Raw genomic sequence first — 16,461 nt, 5'->3', positions numbered from 1 at the left:
CCCACGGGTCTTGCCTTCGGCAAGCCCGAGGACAGGCTCCGCGGCCGGAGAGGGGGCCCTTCGTAGGGCGCGGTCCCCTCTCCGTGGGGGGGGGGGGGGGCCCCCCCCCCCCCCCCCCACGCCAGACAATGGTTTGGAAACGCAAAACAAACGACGCCGGCTGCGTCCTGCAAAGTGCAACGCAAGCCACGAGATCGTACGGAATCGTACAAGCTCTTTCGCTTTGCGGCAGTCTTGCTATCGTTGGCTGGGAGAGATGGGTGGAGGCTTCCGTGGGGCAGATCAAGTCGCCGCTAGGAATCGGTATTGACACCGACGCTGCCGTTCATACCATCATGGCCGACTATCATGTCGGTGACATTCTCTCGACCACCGTCGTCATAGCCGATTTGCGCAAACGCTTTCCCTGGTTCCGGCAAACCGACGAGGAGCTGGTTGGCTTCATCGTTCGGGCGCTGGACGGTCGGGATATCGCGGTCAGCTTCGACCACCGCGGCCGCTAGGCTGATTTTACGGCAAAACCAGCCGGCCGCGGAGCTTGAGCTCCGCGGCCTCGTCAGGCTGTGATGACCGGGCGCTTACTTGCCGCAGTGGTTGTCGTTCACCGTCGGCGCCATCGTGCCCGGAGCCTTGCCGGTCGCATCGGGCAGAGCCCCCTGCGGGCCCGGCGGGCAATTCCGGTCGGCATTCGAATTCGTCGTTGAGAAATCACGAATGCTATTGGTGATGGTCGAATCCGTGCCGGTGTCAGGGCCGCCATTATCCGGGACTACGATCGTCCGCCCGCTACCGTCGGCAGCGGCTCCGGAAGGGTCGCCGACGTTCTGCGCCATCGCTGACGTAGCCAGACCGATCGTAAGCGCCGAAGCTGCGAGAATTTTCGTGAGCATGATGCTTCTCCTTTTTACGAGGGTCGTCGCGTTGCGACTACGAAAACAACCGTTCGGGCGAGCGAAGGTTCCGACAAATCTCCTATGAATTCAGCATGTTCTCAGGTGTTCAAGGTGGCCGCCATGCCATTCTCCGCGGGCACGCATCTGTGGACTTTTCTAACGGCACAGCCCGGCATTTTGCTCGCCGCATGAGCGTACGCCTTACCGTTCCGCCGGAACAGGAATGCTTCTTGCGAGTTCATACCTTTGTACAATGCGACGCGCTGATGCGAATGGCGGCAGCGCAAACAAGGAGAGCAGACATCATGGGCCTTGGAACCATTCTCATCATAATCTTGGTCCTTGCCTTGCTTGGCGGCTTCAGCGGCTTGGGCGGCGGACCGTTCTATGGCACCGGCTATTACGGTGGTGGCGGCCTCGGCCTGGTGCTGCTTATCGTCATTATCCTGGTCCTGCTTGGGCGCATTTGATGCACGTCGCGCAAAAGTGTGCAGCGGTTTTGTGATAGCGACATGCATAAAACAGGAACCTAAAGCGCATCGCATGAGGCCGGTCGAACGCGACGCGCCTTAGTGTTCGCTCACGACAAAAACGCCTGCCGCTTGGCAACACGCGCCGGGCGTTTTGTCGTGAAGAGACGAGATTTCCAAGATCCTTGGCCAACCAGGATCCTTGGCTAAAAACGGCGACCCGGTCCCGAACCTTTCGGCACCGAGGACACCACCATAGCAGCAGCTTAGTGTTGGCGATCGGCGGCCAGCGCTTCTTTCAGATCGGCGCTGAGCACACCCTCGTTGAACAGCGACATGATACGGGCGGCCAACCGCTCGCGGACAGGACTGTCGTCCGCAACACCCAACTCACGGCAGCAGTCGTCGAGCGCTTTTTTCAGCACGCTCAGTTCGGCTGGAGTTGCTGCACCTTGCATCGACATGCCATCCTCCCTTGAAAAAGGGCGAAAGCGCGAAGCGTCTTTCAAGCGTCCACTCGCCATGTCTGTGTGGACGACTCCAATTCAATTAGCGCCGCTCTCGTCCAAACTCAATGTACGGAAATTACCAAACAGACAGTTTGGGAACGACTGCCTTGCACCTGCATTGTTGCTGCGATCCAACCCACCCCTCATTTGGATCATTGGGCGTAGCCCACGACGCCCGAATGGAGCCCGTTGCATCCCTCGCGACGGGCTCTTTCGCGTCCGGTGACCTCAATTGTCGTTTTCGTACCAAACCGTCTTTGGTACGTTTCCAACTCTAAACTTTCAGTCGGATGGTTTCGTAGGCAAGCGGCAGGAGAAACTGTCGTGCATCGATTCATTTTTTTATTTAGTAGGCTCCATACCTTTGAGTGCTTATATGAGCGTTATCGTCCGCAGGTTATACCGGGCGCGGACGGCTGGGAGATAAAAAAGCTCTTGCCCTGTTTTGGGGCCAGCTATGTCTGATCCAGCAATTTTCAATAAAAATCTATACAGAAACAAGCTGTTGCGCCGGATGAGCGCCGACGATTTCGCATCTCTCGAGCCGCACATCGAGCGCTGTTCGCTGGAGTTACGGCAATCGCTCGAAGTGTCCGGATCGCCGATCGAGGCCATTTATTTCCTCGAGGACGGCATCGGTTCGGTGGTTGCGAAAATGCCGAACGGCAGCGATGCGGAAGTTGGCCTTGTCGGCTTGGAAGGTATGACCGGCTCGGCCCTGATAATGGGCGACGACCGTACGGTCCATGATTGCTATGTGCAGCTGGCGGGAGAAGCCGCCAGGATCGACGCCGAGCCGTTCAAGGCGGCGCTGACGCAAAGCCCGACGCTGCGGCTGTTCTTGCTGCGCTACGTGCAATATCTGCATGTCCAGACTGGCTATACCGCGCTGGTGAACGCGCGATCGAAACTTGAAGACCGGCTGGCGCGCTGGCTGCTCATGTGTGACGATCGGGTGGACGGCGGCCGGCTGACGATCACTCACGAATTCCTGTCGATCATGCTTGGCGTAAGGCGTCCGGGTGTCACGGTCGCGCTGCAGCTGCTCGAGGGGCGAGGGCTCATCCGGTCCCGGCGCGGCGAAATTATCATTCGCGATCGCGATGGTCTCGTCGCACTGGCGGATGGCGGCTACGGCCTGGCCGAGGCCGAATATACCCGCCTGGTCGAGCATATCGGCGAGCGCTGACGGCGCTTTCCTGGCCGATTGCTGCCGCAGGTCGAGGCCCCTTGCGACACTACACGGCGGGTCGGAAAAATTTTCAAAGCTCCCGGACCGTCAGGGAACTTGTTTCCCGTCGGAGGGTTATGGGACGCCTCTACTTTGCGAGGCGGCACCAACCATTCGGGAGAGGATCATGGCGACCACGAAAAAGGCCGCGAAGGCGGCAAGCAAGGGCCTTGAGGATCTGTTCCTCGACGGGCTCAAAGACCTCTACTACGCCGAGAAGAAGATACTGAAAGCGCTGCCTAAAATGGCCAAGGGCGCGGAGTCGGAAGAAGTGACCGCCGCCTTCGAGAAACACCGCATGGAAACCGAAGGACATGTCGACCGCCTGGAGGAGGTGTTCGAGAAGTTCGGCAAGCCGGCCCGTGGCAAGACCTGCCCGGCGATTGACGGCATTATCGAAGAGGGCTCGGAAGTGCTCGAGGAGTATAACGGTGCTCCCGCGCTCGACGCCGGGCTTGTCGGCGCGGCGCAGGCCGTCGAACATTACGAGATCGCTCGCTACGGCACTTTGATCGCGTGGGCGGAAGAACTCGGCAAGAGCGACGTTGTCGAGCTGCTCAGGGCAACTCTCAAGGAAGAGGTCGCGACCGACGAAGCGCTTTCCAAGCTCGGCGAAAGCGGTGTCAACGAACGCGCAATGCAAGAAGCCGCTTGATTTCAAAACCGCAACCGAGCCTCGGAAATGGTTGCCAAGGCTCGGTTGGCCGCGGTGAACCGGTGAATTCTGCATTGGTCTGTCATGAACGGTAGAGCGGGCAGCTAGAGCCTTGAAGCGGTGCATCGCTGCGGGCTTACTCGATCTGATCGAACGTGCATTGCCGGGGCTCTTTGTCCGACCGCCAGCGCAACAGCTTGGTTCCGTGCCGGAACCGGTCGCCTGTCACATGGTCGAAACGAACCTCGACCACCAGTTCAGGCTTTATCGGCTCCCATTGTCCGCTGCGCTCCGTGCTCCAGCGGCTTGGCCCGCCCGGCGCCTTGCCGGTGAAACCCGGTTTGGCCCGCTGTTTTTCCAGCCGCCTGGTCAGCGCCGCCCGGTCGTCCTTGCCGATGGTCGAGGTGAACCCGACATGGTCCAGCCTGCCTTCGTTGTTGTAGAGGCCGAGCAGCAGGGATCCGACTTCGTTGCTGCCGGCGAGATAGCGAAAGCCGCCGACCACACAATCCGCAGTGCGCAGCCGCTTGACCTTGACCATGGCGCGCTCGCCGGGCCGGTATGGCCCGGCGATCAGTTTTGCAACGACACCGTCGGTCGAGCCATGGCCGGAGCCCTGCAGCCAGCGCTCGGCGGCAGCGGCATCGTGCGTGCATTTGGACAGGCGCAGTTCGGGCCGTGCCGCCGACGCGACAAAGGCCTCGATCGCCCGTCTCCTGGCGCTGAGCGGTTGTTCGATGATGACCTTGCCGCCGGGTTCGGCCAGCACATCGAACAGGACAAGCATGGCGGGCGTCTCGAGGCTCAATTCGCGGATCCTGCTTTCGGCGGGATGGAGGCGCATTTGCAGGGCCTCGAATGAAGTCGATCCGTCGACCTCGATGATGATCTCGCCGTCGACCACAAACTGTCGCGACCTCAAATCGCGCAGCACCGCGACCAGTTCGGGAAAATAGCGGCCAAGCGGCTTGCCCGATTTTGCACGCAGATCGACGGCATCGTCGCCCTTGAACACGAGGCAGCGAAACCCGTCCCATTTCGGTTCGTACTGCCAAAGCCCGTCGCCGCCAGGAATTGCGTCGGCGGCTTTGGCTTCCATCGGACGAAGGTCGAGCGGCAACGGAAATGCGGTCATGGCTGGTCCGCGCCGCCGCTGAGGCATTCGCTACCGCCGTCGGCCATTCCCCTGCGCCCCGCTTTCCCGCCTCGGCACCTTGCGGCCGGTTTGGTCGGGTGAAGGCGACCGCGGATCGACCTCGTCGGACCCACCGATCTCCTTGGTGATGCGATAGGCCAGATAAGCGACGGCTCCGGCAAGCAGCAAGCGGACCATGACTGCAAATCCTTCGTTGGCGTGAACCCACCAACCCGCAGGCCGAAGGTTTTGTTCCGCCGCGGCCATCGCCGGGGCGAATCGTCGGCGGCGCAACCAAAATCCAAGCGCATCGTTTGTTGCTTATCGACGAAAAGAATTTGCGATGAAGACGCTCTTGCCCTTGTTCGCTTTGACCCTGGCGCTATTCCTGGCCAGCAGCGCTTGGCCTGACGGGTGACCGCGATGCTCCTCGTTGTTCCGGTCTGGCAGGACATCGCGGCACGACTGCTTCTGACCGCGCTCGCCGGCCTGTTGATAGGCCTCAACCGCGAGGCGCGCGGGCACGCGGCGGGGCTACGCACCACCGTGCTGGTCGGATTGGCCGCCGCCATCACAATGATCCAGGCCAGTATTCTGCTCGAGACCGTTGGCAAGCACCCGGATTCGTTTGCATCGATGGACGTCTTGCGCTTTCCGCTGGGCGTGTTGACCGGCGTCGGCTTTATCGGCGGTGGCGCCATTCTTCGCCGCGGCAATCTTGTCAGCGGCGTCACCACGGCGGCCACATTGTGGGTGATGACGGCGATCGGATTGGCTTTCGGTGGTGGCCAATACGGCTTGGGCGCTGCCGGCACGGCGCTGACGCTGGCCACCTTGCTGGTCCTGAAATGGGTGGACCTTCGAATGTCGCGCGAACACCATGCCCAGTTGGCACTGACGTGGAAGGCCGCGGCTCGACAGGAGATCGATGCGCTCATCGGGCCGCTTGGCTACCAGGCACGCCTCGTCGCAATAGAGAGGCGCCCAGATCTCAAGGACCCTGTGTTCTCGTTCGAGATCAGTTGGAGGCGGCCCGACACTGGCGCACCGCCAATGGATCTGCTGGCATCGGTGGGCGAGCATTGCGAGATTCAAAAGTTTGATCTCCTCAGCGAGCCTGCCCGCTAGAGCGGTTCATCGTTTCACGGAAACGCCGAAACGCTCTATCTCTTTGTTTCTGCGCAATCCCGGACGGAAAACCGTTTCACACTTTTCCTGGAATTGCTCTAGCGGCTCGCAACGATCGCGGCCTGGAATCAGGCCATCGCTTCTTCGCGGCGCTTTCGATACCTATCTGTGGAGGCAGGACTCAAGGAGCAAGCAAAAGACCGTGGCACAGCGATCGGGAAGTGCTGATCTCCCACTTCACGGCGGGCGCGTACCGAAATGGCTCGGCGACCGCATGACGCGGCTTGGCGCGGTCATGTGCGAGGCGATCATCCACCATTACGGCCGCGATGAATTGCTGCGCCGGCTGGCGCATCCGTTCTGGTTCCAGTCCTTTGGCGCCGTGATGGGGATGGACTGGCACTCTTCCGGCATCACCACCAGCGTCGTCGGAGCGTTGAAGCGCGGTCTGTCGCCGCTTTCCGGCGAACTCGGCATCCACGTTTGCGGCGGCCGCGGCGCGCATTCGCGCAAGACCCCGCACGAGCTTGCCCTGATCGGCGAGCGTGTCGGCCTCGACGGGCAAGGCCTCGCGACTGCCAGCCGGCTTGTCGCCAAGGTGGACAGCGCCGCGGTCCAGGACGGTTTCGATCTCTATCTGCACGGCTTTATCGTCACCGACGACGGCAAGTGGGTGGTGGTGCAGCAGGGCATGAACGGCGACAGCAAGGTGGCGCGCCGCTATCACTGGCTGTCCGAAGGCCTGAAGAGCTTTGTCGACCAGCCGCATGCTGCCATCGAGGGCGCCAACCAGGGCGAGATCGTCAACCTGACCGACCGGCGCGCTGAAGCGTCGCGCCAGGGACAACTGGACCTTCTGCACGACCTTGGACCGGATCGCATCGTGAGGGAGCTTGCCGCTTTGGAGCGGGGTTCGGCGCCAGCGCCGGAGCCGGCACAAAAGCTGCTGCCGCATCTGGTGATGCCGGCGCACCACGATGTGCGCGAAAGCGACGTCGTCATGCGCCGCCTGCACGGCAATATCGCGGCGGCGGCCGAGCGCGGCCCGACAGATTTCGCCGGGCTTCTCCTGGTGCCCAATGTCGGCGCGCGCACGGTGCGGGCGCTGGCGCTGGTCGCCGAAGTCGTGCATGGCGCGCCGTGCCGTTTTTCCGATCCAGGCCGTTTCTCGCTGGCGCATGGCGGCAAGGACAGGCACCCGTTTCCAGTGCCGCTGAAGGTCTACGACGAGACGATCGGCGTGCTGAAGTCGGCTGTCCAGAAGGCCAGGCTCGGCCGTGACGAAGAGATCGGCGCGTTGCGGCGGCTGGACGACCAGTCGAGGCAGGTCGAGCGCTATGTCACCGGCCCAAGCCTGAAGGAAATCGTCGCCGGGGAGTTCGAGCAATCGCATCTGCTCGGCGGCCGCAGCGTCTTCGGTTGGGAGGTCGTACCCGAAACGGCCGCAGTCAAATCAACGAAGTGATCGGCTCGGATCAAGCCTCCAAGTCGATCAGGGCGACGCCGAGTTCGGGACGGTGCCTGCGGCGAAGATGGCCAGGCGTCTCCACCAATGTGACCTCGAGCGTCGGCCGCACGATGCCGTCCAGCAGATGACCGCCCCTCGTGGTGCCGTCACTCAATCCAAGGACTGCGTGGACGTGCAGGCTGGGCTTGCCGTCGTCGCCGATAGCAACATCGCCGATCGCGCTCAGCACTTCGCACTGTTCCCGGACGGGGATTTTCCGATAGGTCTTTTCCCCGGGGTCGAACCAGCCGACAGTCGCCGTTTCGAAAGCACCGAGCGCGGTCAGCGACGCACTGCCAACGCCGTGGTCGACCGCAAACGCGGTCAGCTGCGCAAACGCCTCGTCGCCGGGATCAAGCACAACGACGAACGTTCTCTGTCCGGCGCTTTCGGCAACAAGCTGTGATTTCATGATTTCGCTCCAGACGCCAAGTCGGTTTCTGCCCGATCAGCTTGAACGGCAAGCCGGCTCGAGAGTTCCTCGGCACGGTTCGGATGAACATAGGATCACAGACGCGTGAGGCAGGGGAACCTTGCTATCCATGACTGGTTCGGCCGGCTTGAGACCCAGCCAGCCGGGAGCCAGCCATGTCCGAAACCAACCTTGCCAGCCTGAGCCGACGCAGTTTCATGACCGGATCCGTTTCGGCGGCTGCGGCAGGGCCGCTCATGGCCACGTCGGTAAAAGCCGCCGCGCCGCAAGCTGCCGCTTCGGCCGAGCCGCGCGATCTGTCGGCGATCTCACTGCGCATCAACAAGCAGCCTTACAATCTCGCCCTCGACAATCGCACCAGCCTGCTCGACGCGCTGCGCGACCACGTCGGCCTGACCGGCACCAAGAAAGGCTGCGATCACGGCCAGTGCGGGGCCTGCACCGTTCTCGTCGACGGCAAGCGGGTGCTGTCGTGCCTGAGCTTCGCCGTCATGAACCAGGGCCACGAGATCACCACCGTCGAAGGGCTCGCCTCCGCCGACGGCAATTTGCATCCGATGCAGCAGGCTTTCATCGACAATGACGCCTTCCAATGCGGGTACTGCACGCCCGGCCAGATCATGTCCGCCATCGGTTGCATCAACGAAGGCCATGCCGGCTCCGAGGACGACATCCGCGAATATATGAGCGGCAATCTGTGCCGCTGTGCTGCCTACCCCAACATTGTCGCGGCCGTCGTGCAGGCCCGGGACGAAACAAGGAAAGCCTGAGATGCGCCCCTTCGTTTACGAGAGACCGGCCAGCGTGTCCGCGGCGGCCGCCATTGCTTCCCGTTTCTCCGCCGAGAGTGTTCCGCCGACCGAGGCCGATACGCAATTCATCGCCGGCGGCACCAATCTGGCCGACTACATGAAGCTTGGCGTGGCACAGCCCGAGCGGCTGGTCGATCTCAACGGTCTCGGTGATCGAGCCCTGCGGCAGATCGAGGTCGGCGAGGACAGTATCCGTTTCGGCGCGCTGGTCCGCATGGGCGAGGCAGCAGACACAGGCGAGATCAAGCGCCGTTGCCCGGTCCTTGCCGAAAGCCTGAAATTCGCCGCTAGCGGTCAGATCCGCAACATGGCGAGCCTGGCCGGCAATGTGCTGCAACGGACGCGGTGCGAGTATTTTCGCGAGACCTCCTGGCCGTGCAACAAGCGCGAGCCGGGCTCCGGCTGCGCGGCCATGGAAGGCTTCAACCGGCAACACGCGGTCCTCGGCAGCAGCGACGCCTGCATCGCCACCTATCACGGCGACTTCGCTCAGGCGCTGATCGCGCTCGGCGCGACGGTCGAGGTCGAGGCAAGGCGCGGTATGCGCAAGATAGCGTTTTCGAAGTTGCATCGCCTGCCGGGAGATACGCCCAATTTCGAGACCGATCTCGCCCCCGACGAGGTGATCACGGCAATCGAGGTGCCCCTCGGCGCCTGGAGCCGCCGCTCGCGCTACCTGAAAATCCGTGATCGCGAATCCTACGCGTTCGCGCTGGCCTCGGCGGCCGTGGCTCTGGACATGGACGGCGACACGGTCAGCCAAGCGCGCATCGCGCTTGGCGGCGTGGCGACCGTGCCATGGCGGGCCAGGGCGGCCGAAGCAGCGCTGAGCGGCAAGGTACTCGACGACGATGCGGCCGAAGCTGCCGCCGAAGCCGCGTTCGCCGAGGCGAAACCGCGCCAACACAATGCGTTCAAGATACCGCTCGGCAAGCGCACGCTTGTGCGGGCACTGCTCGAAACGCGCGATATGAAGGTCTGACCGATGAACCAAGCTGCTCCCGCGCCGAAAGAGAACATGGGAAATCCCGTTCCCCGGATCGATGCCCGCCTGAAGGTCACCGGACAGGCCGGCTATTCGGCCGACCTTCCAACCGCCAATACCGCCTATGGCGCGCTCGCCACCAGCAACATCGCCAAGGGCAGCATCACCGCCATCCGGCTCGAAAGGGCGCGTAAGGTGCCCGGCGTTCTCGATATCGTCAGCGTCGGCGACATGGATGGCATCGACAGGCCGAAATTCGGCAACACCGGCGCAAGTTCGATCGCTCCGCTGCATGACAAGACCATTTTTCACGACGGCCAGATCATCGCGCTGGTGGTAGCCGAAACATTCGAGGCGGCCGAGGAAGCAGCAGCCCTGATCCGCGCCGATTATGCCGAAGAGACGCCCAGCGCCGGCTTCGATTCCAATGGAACGGAAATGGAACCGGCTGCCGGCAAGAGCCCGATGCTCAAGGAGGACGTCAAAGCCGGCGACTTCGACGCCGCCTATGCCGCAGCCGCCGTGAAGATTGACGAGAAATATTCGACGCCGACCCAGCACCACAATCCGATCGAGCTGTTCTCGACGACGGCGGTCTGGCAGGGCGACCAACTCACGGTCTACGAGCCGAGCCAGAACGTCACCGGCTGGAAGGCCGAGCTCGCCCGGCAGTTGAAGATCGACCCGGCCAATGTGCGGATCGTCAGTCCCTATGTCGGCGGCGCCTTCGGCTCCAAGGGGCCGATGACGGCCCGCACGGCGATAGTGGCGGAGGCAGCCCGCCGGATCGGCCGGCCGGTGCGCTGCGTCGTCAGCCGCATGCAGGCGTACGGCACGCAGACCTACAGGGCGGAGACCCGACACCGCATCCGCATCGGCGCCAACAAGGACGGCCGGATCACCGCCTTTGCGCACGAAGGCTGGGAAGTGACCTCGCGGCCCGATCCCTATGTCGTCGGCGGCACCTCCGCCACCGGCCGCATGTACAATTACGGCTCGGTGCTGACGCAGGTCTCGCTGGTCCATGCCGACCGCAACACGCCTGGCTACATGCGCTCGCCGCCCGAGACGCCCTATGTCTATGCGCTGGAAAATGCCATGGATGAGATGGCGGTGGCGCTCGGCATGGACCCGATCGAGTTCCGCCGCATCAACGAGCCGCAAAAGGAGCCGATCGGCGGCAAGCCGTTCTCCAGCCGCTCGCTGCTGAAATGCTACGACCAGGCCGCCAAGGCCTTCGGCTGGTCGAAGCGCGAGGCCGCGGTCGGCTCGATGCGTGACGGCGACTGGCTGGTCGGCATGGGCTGCGCCACGGCCATCTATCCGACGGCGGCGGCGCCATGCGCCGCCCGTGTCCGCCTGACCACCGACGGCGAGGTTCGCGTCCAATGCGGCTCGCATGAGATCGGCACCGGCGTGCGCACCGTGGCGGGCCAGATGGCAGCCGAACGGCTCGGGATAGAAATTGACAAGGTCAGCGTCGAAATGGGCGACAGCGCCCTGCCGCCGGCGCCGGTGTCCGGCGGGTCGATTTCGACGGCAAGCGTCTGCTCGGCGGTGCTGAAAGCCTGCGATGCCGTCCGCGCAAAGCTCTTCGCCGCGGCCGTCGCCGAGGACGGGCCGCTGGCCGGGTCCGGCAACGCCAAGCTCGAAATGGAGAAAGAGAAAATCGTCGCGGACAACGGCAAGTCGGCCAAGCTGTCGGACGTCTTCAAGATGATGCAGATCGGCGCGATCGAGGAATATGCCGAGTTCGCGCCAAAGGGGTCGTCACCTGAGGCCCTGAAGAAGCTCTATGCCGGGCAGTCGGAATTCCATGGCGGCGACCAGGACAAAGATTCGGTGAAATACGCCTTTGGCGCGGAATTCGTCGAAGTGCGCATCAACAACTATACGTGCGAGATCCGCGTGCCACGCATCGTCGGCGCCTTTGCCGCCGGGCGCATCATGAACACGCGCACCGCGCGCAGCCAGCTGATGGGCGGCATGATCTGGGGCATCGGCCAGGCCTTGCACGAAGCGACGGAAATCGACAAGCGTTACGCGCGCTACGTCAATCGCGACCTGCAGGACTATCTGGTGCCGGTCAACGCCGATGTGAAGCAACTCGAGGTGATCCTCGTGCCGGAGATCGATCACGAGGTGAACCCGGCCGGCGTCAAAGGACTGGGCGAACTCGGCAATGTCGGGACAGCAGCCGCGGTCGCGAGCGCGGTCTATCACGCCACCGGCAAGCGCATCCGCGACCTGCCGGTCAGGATCGATCATCTGATCGTCTGATCTCTCCAACCCAGCCGGCTTGGGACCGGCTGGGCGCCGTTTGCATCTATTCCTTCGGCGCGGTCGCGGGCGCGGTATAGCGGCGGCGCACCGCGTCCAGGACGTGCTTGCGGCTCTCCTGCGCCGAAAGTGTGCCGTCTTTCTCCGCTTCGGCGGTTTCGCGCGCCAGTTCCTTGTCCCTGATCTGGTGGCGAAACCATTCGGAATAGTCGCCGGCGCGCAAATGATGTTCCCAGGTCCTGTCGTCGATGCCCTCGGCGATCTGGGCGAAAATCATCAGATTATGGGCGCGGAGGTTCATCGCATTGTCGGGGCCGCGGAAATAGAAGCTGCCCTTCTCGTCCAGCTGGCCCTCGGCATATTTGCGGCTGTGCCGCTTGAGCGACTGTCGCGGTTCGATCGGCTCGACCATGGCAGGTTTCTTGCGCGCCTGCGGCCGCCAGAACAGCACGCGCTCGTCTTTTGGAGAGTTCAGGTCCTTGTCCTTTGGCGGTTCGGTGCCGGTCTCGTGACAGAACGTCTTGATGACCTTTTTCGCCTTGGGGCCGAGTGCGATGACGGCGGTGACCAGCCGCAATGCCTCGGTTGAGATCGCGTCCGGATGAACCGTGATCAGGATCGTGCCCGGCAATTCCATGGCCAGCACCATTGGCGTGTCGTCGCGCCGCTTCGGCAAGAGGTGATGCGCCTCGTCGATGATCAGCCAGTGTGGTCGTGCCGTGCGGAAGCGAACACCGCCAAGGCCCGGCAGCAGGTCGGCAAAGAAGTCCGGCCGCTCGTTAACGCGCAGCGCCAGGCCATTGACGACCAGATTGTTGTCCGGCTTCTCCAGGAGATCGAGCAACTGCGTCTTCGTCGGCGCGTTCGAGCCGTCGCCCAGCCGGACGGCGCCTTCGAGACCGTCATAGTCGCCTTCCGGATCGAAGATGCAGAACTGGAACTTTCTCTCGACGAAGCGCTCCGTCAGTGCAGTCGCCAGGGTCGATTTGCCGATGCCGGAGCTGCCGGCGATCAGCACCGTATCGGTTGGCGACAGATACACCTCCTTGCCATCCTCCGAGCCAAGCAGAATGCCGTCGCGGTTCGGCACAAGCTCGCGATCGCGCTCGACCACCTTGGCGATCAGTTCCTCGACGCCTTTTCCGCGCGCGCCGCGTGTCACGAGATCCGCCGTATCCTTGACTGCCGGCAGTGCGTTGTCGACGGCCACGCTGAAGCCGCAGGCGCGCAGGAAGGCGTGGTCGTTTTCGGCGTCGCCGACACCGACGACGTTGTGCGGCGACAATCTGAGGTCCTGAAGCGCGGCTGTCAGCCCGGTCGCCTTGTTGATGCCACTGGGCAGGATCATCACCGCGCCCTTGTTGAAGATGATTTCCAGCTCCAGCCCCAATTTCTTGATGACCTCGAGCGCGGTAGCCTGATGCGGTTCCCAGGTTGCGACGATCGAGCGTCCGACCGAAAGCGGTTTGACACCGCGTTTCCTGAGTTTGGCGATGAACTCGGGGGCGGGCGGCGGGGATATCGTCCGCTCCTCCTCGCTGGCCGGCGTGTAGATCAGCGCCCCGTTTTCCGCGACCACCTTGTCGAAGATCGCGACTTCGGGAAAGACGCGTTTCAGGTCGGGCAGCTCGCGCCCGGTGACGAGAATGAGTTTGCGGCCGCTCTTCTTGAAGCGTTCAAGCGCCGCAAGCGTCTTCTCGGCAACGACCCCTTCATGCGCCAGCGTGCCGTCATAGTCAGTGGCCAGGGCAATGAAATACATGCCGTCAGTAGCCGCCCACGATCGGCAATATCTCGCCGGTGATGTAGCTCGAGCAGTGTGGCGAGGCGAGGAACACGTAGGCCGGCGCGATCTCCTCCGGCTGGGCCGGCCGTTTCATCGGCGTATCGGCGCCAAATTTCGAAACATCGCCGGCTTCCTTGTCCGAGGGGTTGAGCGGCGTCCAAACCGGGCCTGGCGCCACGGCGTTGACCCTTATGCCCTTGTCGACAAGGTTGCCTGAGAGCGCGCGGGTGAAGGCATGAATGCCGCCCTTGGTCATGGAGTAATCGACCAGTTGCTTCGAGCCCTCGATGCCGGTCACTGAACCGGTATTGATGATCGCCGAACCGGGTTTCATGTGCGGCACGGCCTCCTGCGCCATGTGGAAATAGCCGTAGAGGTTGGTCTTCAGCGTCGTGTCGAAATGCTCCTCGGTCAGCTCGCTGAAATCGCTGGAGTGGATCTGGAAAGCGGCGTTGTTGACCAGCACGTCGATCCGCCCAAACTCCTGCACGATCTCAGCCACCGCGTTGTGGCAGTGGTTGCGTTCGCTGACGTCGGCCTTGATCAGGATGCAGCGCCGGCCTTCCGCTTCGACGGCCCTTTTGGTATCTTTGGCGTCCCTATCCTCCGAGAGATAGACGATCGCCACATCGGCGCCTTCACGCGCATAGAGCACGGCCACCGCACGGCCGATGCCTGAATCGCCGCCGGTAATGACGGCCACTTTGCCGTCGAGCTTTTTCGATCCGATATAAAATGGCGCATCGTAAAGCGGCGCCGGCTCGATCGCCCATTCATGGCCCGGCTTCGGCTGGTGCTGCTCGGGGAAGGGCGGCTCCGGATATTTGCGGGCGCCGGCCTGCATGGCGCCTTTTTGCTTGCCATTGGATTTGGACTTGTCCTTCTCGTCGATACGGCGCTGGATATGCCGCTGCTTGGCGGCCTCGCCGGCGATTTCCGATTTTATCTGCATGGTCATCTCCCTGGCTTGAAACCCAACAACGCATGTCCAGCGAAAAGGTTGATGCGACCACGTCATTCCTTGAGCCCGGCGACACGCTCCAGCAGCGGCCGTTGCAGCAGCGGCAGATGGCCGACGACGCTGAAGGCCGCGTTCCTGACGCCTTGCATGATGCCGTTGTCCGATTGGGCCAGCGAGAGGATGCGCTCGCTGAGCGTGATCCACCGTTGCCCCACCGGGTGGCGTTCGCTTGTGTAGCCGGCAAGCGTGCCGTCGACGAAACGCCTGGCGAATGACGCGGCGTCCTCGATGCCGAGATTCATGCCGCGCGCGCCCAACGGCGAATTCACATGCGCGGCATCGCCTCCCAGGAAGACGCATGCGGTTTGATAACGCGGCGCCTGTCGTACCGGAATATGGAAGCGGTCGGTCCCCAACAACCGCGTGATCCGGTAATTGCCGGGGATGCGGGCCAGCGCATCCTCGGTGTTGGAGACCGCGCGATAGCGCTTCTCGCCGATCGGGATGATGAAACCGACGTCGCCGTTCCTGTGAAGAAATGCGTGGGCGGCCATCGGCTCATAGGGCCAATCGTCGATGTCGGCGTCGGCAATGCTCCATTGCCGCCGATGCGTGTAGCCATCGAAGCCGATGCTCATGGCATCACGCACCGTGCTTTGCGCACCGTCGGCTCCGAAGATAAGGTCGAAACTTGCCTCGTCACGGCCGTCTGGCGCCTCGATCCGCACCTCGGCCCGACCTTTGTGCTCGGCCATGCCGACAAATGTGCTTCGCCATTCGACGTCGATGCCAAATCCCTTGAGCGTATCGGTCATCAGCGATTCGGTGTCGCGCTGCGGCAGCGACAGCAGAAAATTATGGCGGTGCGGCAGGATCGAGAAATCGATCTCGCCGAGCGCTCGTCCTTCGAAGTAGAAACGGGCTCGGCGAATTTTCAATCCTTCGGCGAGCAATCGGGCAGCGACTTTGGACGGTTCAAGGATGTCGAGGCTGTGCGAACTGATGCCGACCGCCTTGGCGAGCGGCGTCGGGCCTTCCTTGCGGTCGATGATGCGAGGTGCAATGCCGCGCCTTGCCAGTTCGACTGCCGCCGTCAGCCCGGTCGGGCCGGCGCCGACGATCAGGATGGAAGCGTCCCGCGAAGCCGTCATCGTCTGGCGTCAGCTTTTAGGCAATGCGTAGGCAATGACGTCGGCAATGACGTCGTCGCCGATCCTGGTCTCCATGAAATGGTGTCCGCCGGGTGCAAGTGTCGCCAGCCAGGTCAGGACATAAAGCCATACACCGGCGGCATTGCCGGCAAGCAGCAGGCTGCCGGCGGCCAGCAGGGCGATCCCGGCGGGCAGATAGTACCAGGATCCGCCCAGCGCGATCAGCCAGGCACCGCCCCCTCCGATCGGCAGGCCGAGGATCGTCAGCAGCGCGCCGACGAACATCGTCCACCAGAAGGCAACGCCGGACCGGCGGCGAATGGGATGGGGTGGGGGATGGTCATGATGCTTATCCGGGTGAAACAGAACGTGACCTCATCCGAACGTATGGAGGGTTCGATGGTTTCCGGTCACCCCGACCTGATGGGCCAGGGCGGGGTAACCATTCTGTGATCTCCGCTGCTCCAGCCGGAACTTACCCACGCAGCCTTAGTTAGGCACTTTGGGGGGTGAATACGGTTTGCT

The 16,461-nt window shown here is 62.8% G+C and carries 18 protein-coding genes; 9 read left to right on the top strand and 9 right to left on the bottom strand.

Annotated features, from left to right (window positions below):
• Positions 1-260 precede the first annotated feature (260 nt).
• Positions 261-503, top strand: coding sequence for a hypothetical protein (locus tag NKK47_RS17180; RefSeq protein ID WP_352577688.1), 243 nt, complete (start codon positions 261-263; stop codon positions 501-503).
• A gap of 75 nt (positions 504-578) precedes the next feature.
• Here the strand turns inward: NKK47_RS17180 and NKK47_RS17175 are convergent, their stop codons facing one another.
• On the bottom strand, positions 579-890 hold the full coding sequence (locus NKK47_RS17175) for a hypothetical protein (RefSeq protein ID WP_023677109.1): 312 nt from the start codon (positions 888-890) through the stop codon (positions 579-581).
• Between the two features lie 308 nt (positions 891-1,198).
• Here NKK47_RS17175 and NKK47_RS17170 point away from each other — a divergent pair, with 308 nt between their 5' ends.
• Positions 1,199-1,363, top strand: a complete 165-nt coding sequence (locus tag NKK47_RS17170; protein WP_023677107.1) for a DUF3309 family protein — start codon at positions 1,199-1,201, stop codon at positions 1,361-1,363.
• Between the two features lie 266 nt (positions 1,364-1,629).
• Here NKK47_RS17170 and NKK47_RS17165 read toward each other — a convergent pair whose 3' ends face one another.
• Positions 1,630-1,872: a hypothetical protein gene (locus NKK47_RS17165; RefSeq protein ID WP_352577687.1), complete on the bottom strand. Its 243-nt coding sequence runs from the start codon at positions 1,870-1,872 to the stop codon at positions 1,630-1,632.
• 514 nt (positions 1,873-2,386) lie between these two features.
• On the opposite strand from NKK47_RS17165, the gene NKK47_RS17160 reads away from it, so the two are divergent.
• Both NKK47_RS17160 and NKK47_RS17155 read left to right on the top strand, forming a co-directional pair.
• Complete coding sequence (locus NKK47_RS17160; RefSeq protein ID WP_352492201.1) at positions 2,387-3,061, top strand: Crp/Fnr family transcriptional regulator; 675 nt, start codon at positions 2,387-2,389, stop codon at positions 3,059-3,061.
• A gap of 169 nt (positions 3,062-3,230) precedes the next feature.
• Positions 3,231-3,758 (top strand): YciE/YciF ferroxidase family protein, encoded by a 528-nt coding sequence (locus NKK47_RS17155; RefSeq protein WP_023677104.1) that lies wholly within the window; start codon positions 3,231-3,233, stop codon positions 3,756-3,758.
• Positions 3,759-3,894: 136 nt separating this feature from the next.
• Here the strand turns inward: NKK47_RS17155 and NKK47_RS17150 are convergent, their stop codons facing one another.
• Both NKK47_RS17150 and NKK47_RS17145 read right to left on the bottom strand, forming a co-directional pair.
• Entirely contained in the window at positions 3,895-4,893 is a 999-nt protein-coding gene (locus NKK47_RS17150) for an ATP-dependent DNA ligase (protein ID WP_352577686.1), read from the bottom strand.
• 30 nt (positions 4,894-4,923) lie between these two features.
• Positions 4,924-5,091 carry a hypothetical protein gene (locus tag NKK47_RS17145; protein ID WP_023677102.1) on the bottom strand — a complete coding sequence of 56 codons (168 nt, stop codon included), beginning with the start codon at positions 5,089-5,091 and terminating at the stop codon, positions 4,924-4,926.
• 225 nt (positions 5,092-5,316) lie between these two features.
• Here NKK47_RS17145 and NKK47_RS17140 point away from each other — a divergent pair, with 225 nt between their 5' ends.
• Both NKK47_RS17140 and NKK47_RS17135 read left to right on the top strand, forming a co-directional pair.
• Positions 5,317-6,021, top strand: coding sequence for an MgtC/SapB family protein (locus NKK47_RS17140; RefSeq protein WP_352577685.1), 705 nt, complete (start codon positions 5,317-5,319; stop codon positions 6,019-6,021).
• Positions 6,022-6,223: 202 nt separating this feature from the next.
• Entirely contained in the window at positions 6,224-7,486 is a 1,263-nt protein-coding gene (locus tag NKK47_RS17135; protein WP_352449581.1) for a DUF763 domain-containing protein, read from the top strand.
• 10 nt (positions 7,487-7,496) lie between these two features.
• On the opposite strand, the gene NKK47_RS17130 is transcribed toward NKK47_RS17135, so the two are convergent.
• Complete coding sequence (locus NKK47_RS17130) at positions 7,497-7,940, bottom strand: PPC domain-containing DNA-binding protein (protein WP_352577684.1); 444 nt, start codon at positions 7,938-7,940, stop codon at positions 7,497-7,499.
• A 176-nt stretch (positions 7,941-8,116) separates the two neighbouring features.
• Between NKK47_RS17130 and NKK47_RS17125 the strand changes: the two genes are divergently transcribed.
• From NKK47_RS17125 to NKK47_RS17115, 3 genes are read left to right on the top strand one after another with little or no spacing between them, the layout of a single operon-like run.
• Positions 8,117-8,731, top strand: coding sequence for a (2Fe-2S)-binding protein (locus tag NKK47_RS17125; protein ID WP_352577683.1), 615 nt, complete (start codon positions 8,117-8,119; stop codon positions 8,729-8,731).
• 1 nt (position 8,732) lies between these two features.
• Entirely contained in the window at positions 8,733-9,755 is a 1,023-nt protein-coding gene (locus NKK47_RS17120) for an FAD binding domain-containing protein (RefSeq protein WP_352577682.1), read from the top strand.
• A gap of 3 nt (positions 9,756-9,758) precedes the next feature.
• A complete protein-coding gene (locus NKK47_RS17115; RefSeq protein ID WP_352577681.1) occupies positions 9,759-12,038 on the top strand; it encodes a xanthine dehydrogenase family protein molybdopterin-binding subunit in 2,280 nt (759 codons plus the stop codon).
• Positions 12,039-12,084: 46 nt separating this feature from the next.
• Here the strand turns inward: NKK47_RS17115 and NKK47_RS17110 are convergent, their stop codons facing one another.
• From NKK47_RS17110 to NKK47_RS17095, 4 genes are all read right to left on the bottom strand, one after another.
• Complete coding sequence (locus NKK47_RS17110) at positions 12,085-13,800, bottom strand: HAD family hydrolase (RefSeq protein WP_023677097.1); 1,716 nt, start codon at positions 13,798-13,800, stop codon at positions 12,085-12,087.
• A gap of 4 nt (positions 13,801-13,804) precedes the next feature.
• Entirely contained in the window at positions 13,805-14,776 is a 972-nt protein-coding gene (locus tag NKK47_RS17105) for an SDR family oxidoreductase (RefSeq protein WP_023677096.1), read from the bottom strand.
• A gap of 62 nt (positions 14,777-14,838) precedes the next feature.
• Positions 14,839-15,936: an FAD-dependent oxidoreductase gene (locus tag NKK47_RS17100; protein ID WP_023677095.1), complete on the bottom strand. Its 1,098-nt coding sequence runs from the start codon at positions 15,934-15,936 to the stop codon at positions 14,839-14,841.
• 9 nt (positions 15,937-15,945) lie between these two features.
• Positions 15,946-16,221: a hypothetical protein gene (locus NKK47_RS17095; protein ID WP_051406139.1), complete on the bottom strand. Its 276-nt coding sequence runs from the start codon at positions 16,219-16,221 to the stop codon at positions 15,946-15,948.
• Positions 16,222-16,461 lie beyond the last annotated feature (240 nt).

Origin of the sequence: Mesorhizobium sp. M0019 (genome assembly GCF_040323975.1) — a bacterium.
In the GTDB taxonomy this organism is placed as follows: Bacteria; Pseudomonadota; Alphaproteobacteria; order Rhizobiales; family Rhizobiaceae; genus Mesorhizobium.
Note: the sequence above shows the minus strand (reverse complement) of the source record. Positions and strands in the feature narration are given on the sequence as shown.